This window comes from Bacteroides sp. OM05-12 (genome assembly GCF_003438995.1).
Lineage (GTDB): Bacteria > Bacteroidota > Bacteroidia > Bacteroidales > Bacteroidaceae > Bacteroides.
The window spans coordinates 1-2,653 of sequence record NZ_QSUN01000051.1 but is presented as its reverse complement, the minus strand read 5'-3'; the positions used below and the strand labels follow the sequence as shown (position 1 = coordinate 2,653).

The window sequence follows — 2,653 nt, the reverse complement described above, 5'->3', positions numbered from 1 at the left end:
CCGCAAACCTCCGATTTTTATTTCCGTAATGTGCGTGCGATGTACAATGGTACCTGTAAACTGTTCAGTATGCACCTGTCTGAACAGCCCAATCCTTTCCGTGAGGTCACTTTTTCCGGAAAACAGTCTTCCAAGCGTGCCCTGACCAAAGAAGAGACAGACCGGTTGCTTGATGCGAAGTTCCGCGAAAGCCTGTCTCCCCATCTGCACGAGAGCCTTGACATCCTCTTATTCATTTTATTCATGCGTGGGATGGTGTTCCAGGATGTCTTCAACCTTACGTGGGAGATGGCCGATGCCGACAATCACTTCCATTATCTCCGCAGCAAGACGGAAGTTCCTATCGATACTGAAATCCCTTCCGAGGCGCGTAAGATCATGGAGCGTTACCGTGAGGAGGATTGCATGTATGTCTTTCCTTTCCTTCACCGGAGTAAGAACAGGAAAAAGGACGGCGGCGATGATATTCCCGAAGAATCCTCCCTGCACCGTGTGAACCACCATGCCCATGAGATCGGTCGGCTCGCGGGGCTGAGCCTTCGCCTGAGTACGTATGTGATGCGTCATACTTTCGCCACGCTAATGCTGGAGTCCGGCAAGCCGGTCGAACTGATCAGCCAGTGCCTGGGTCATTCTTCTATCCGTACCACCCAGATATACCTTTCCCGCATCTCGACCCACCGGGTAGATAAGGAAGTGAATGACATGTTTGATCAGATGTTGCGTCCGGCAGTTGAGGAAAAGAAACTTCCGCATCCTTCCAGACAGCATGAGGAGGCGAGTCCTCCCGGCCATGGGCGTATTTTTCTTCCCGAAACGATTCCCGTTAAAGAAGAATGTAACATCCTCCCTCCTGACAACAAAAAATGTCCCTTTCTACATAAGAAAGAGACATTTCTATTAAAATCTTTTGCAAAGATAGGTATTCTGCCCAAAACGGCAAATTTTTTATATAGTTTTTTCACCCATTTTTATTTCTCCCCTCTCTTTGTTCCCCTCATAAAGGTATTTCCTTCCCAGAATCTTAGCCATAAGTCTTTGAAGTACAGACTTATACCCCTTCTTGAATTTCTTTATCTCTTTCTTATGTAGAAAGCGATAAAACGACAGTCCGCCGAAATGCGCATAATTAGTTTGTACAGATAACCTCTGTTTTTGGCCGGCTGCAAGAAAAAGGAGTATGAATATTTTAATAAACAGTGTAATGAGCCCCCATCTTGAGCGGATTCTCCGTTTGGAGTCTGCCAATACGAATCTTGTCCATTTGTTCCGGCTTCCTTCGGGAGACAGTTGGGTGGCGTATGAACAGTCTGCGGTCAATTTGCAGTCCATTATTCCCGGTTTGAAGGAAACTATGGCGAAAGAGGATTTTCCGGAGGCGGACATCTGGCTACACCGTGTGGTGGTGGATGACACGCTTATATATAAGTATTCCCTTCCCCTGATGTGCACTCTGGTCGGTGACGATTATCTCGAATTGTCTCCGGGGCTTTCCGTGCGTGAAGGGGTGAAGCGTTCCGATTTCCGTATTCCGGCATATGAATTATAAAACAGATAATGACAGATGAAAAAGAAAACATTGTTCATAATAGGCTGCCTTTGTTGCTGTGTGCTTCCCATGAAGGCTCAGGAACAGTCGGATAAGAATGTTCCTGAAAAATGGAACATCAAGAGCAACCTCCTCTATGACGCTACCGGTACCATCAATCTCGGTTTTGAATTGCCCCTTGCGGAACGTTGGAGCCTGGATGTTTCCGGCAATTACAACGGCTGGAACTGGAAGGATAACCGTAAATGGAAACACTGGATGGCACAGCCGGAAGTCCGTCTCTGGACACGTCAGGCATTAAGGGGGCATTTTTTCGCCCTGCATGCATTGGGCGGTCAATATAATATCGGCAACGTGCATTTCCCTTTCGGCCTGTTCAAGGACTTGCGTGACTACCGGCATGACGGCTGGTATGCGGGCGGCGGCATCGGCTACGGCTACCGCTGGAATTTCTCCCGGCGTTGGGGTATGGAAGCGGAAGCCGCAGTGGGTTATGTCCGTTTCGACTATAAATCGTATGAGTGCTTTACGTGCGGTGAGTTCCTCAATAACGGTACCCGTAACTATGTGGGCCCCACCAAGCTTGCGGTCAGCCTGGTATACCGTTTCGGCAAGAAAGCGCGCCGTGAAGCCCCCGTTCCCGTACCCTATATCGCTCCTGTTGATACCGTGTACCGGACGGATACGGTCTTTATCGAGAAACGCGATACGGTCGTCCTCCGTGAAGAAGTGAAGGAAGTGCCCGCCGCTCCTGTCATCATCACACGCTCGGAACAGCTGCACCTTCGCTATAAACAGGGCAACTCCGACATCCTCCCCACGTTCAGTACCAATGCGGGCGAACTCTCCCGTGTACGGGCTATGATAGACGAGGTCAAATCGGATAAGGACGCGCAGATCAAACGTATCGTGGTGCTTGGTTACGCCTCCCCCGAAGGTAACGAGGACAGCAACCTGGCCTTGTCCACCCGCCGTGCTACCGGGCTCCGCAATTACCTTGCGTCCCAATACCCTGCACAGGCAGACCTTCTGACGGTGGTACCCGGCGGTGAAGACTGGGCGGGACTGCTGGAGGCCGTCGAAAAAGACCTCCTGGTTCCGGAA

The 2,653-nt window shown here is 50.3% G+C and carries 3 protein-coding genes; all 3 read left to right on the top strand.

Translation table 11 applies throughout. The features are described from left to right. Window positions 1-1,092 (top strand): site-specific integrase (locus DXB63_RS17665; RefSeq protein WP_147332317.1); only part of this gene is annotated, 1,092 nt, incomplete at its 5' end. A gap of 88 nt (window positions 1,093-1,180) precedes the next feature. Further along, window positions 1,181-1,549 (top strand): hypothetical protein, encoded by a 369-nt coding sequence (locus DXB63_RS17660; protein ID WP_122127700.1) that lies wholly within the window; start codon window positions 1,181-1,183, stop codon window positions 1,547-1,549. A 15-nt stretch (window positions 1,550-1,564) separates the two neighbouring features. Then, window positions 1,565-2,653, top strand: a 1,089-nt coding sequence (locus tag DXB63_RS17655; protein WP_147332315.1) for a DUF3575 domain-containing protein, incomplete at its 3' end; no start/stop codon positions are given.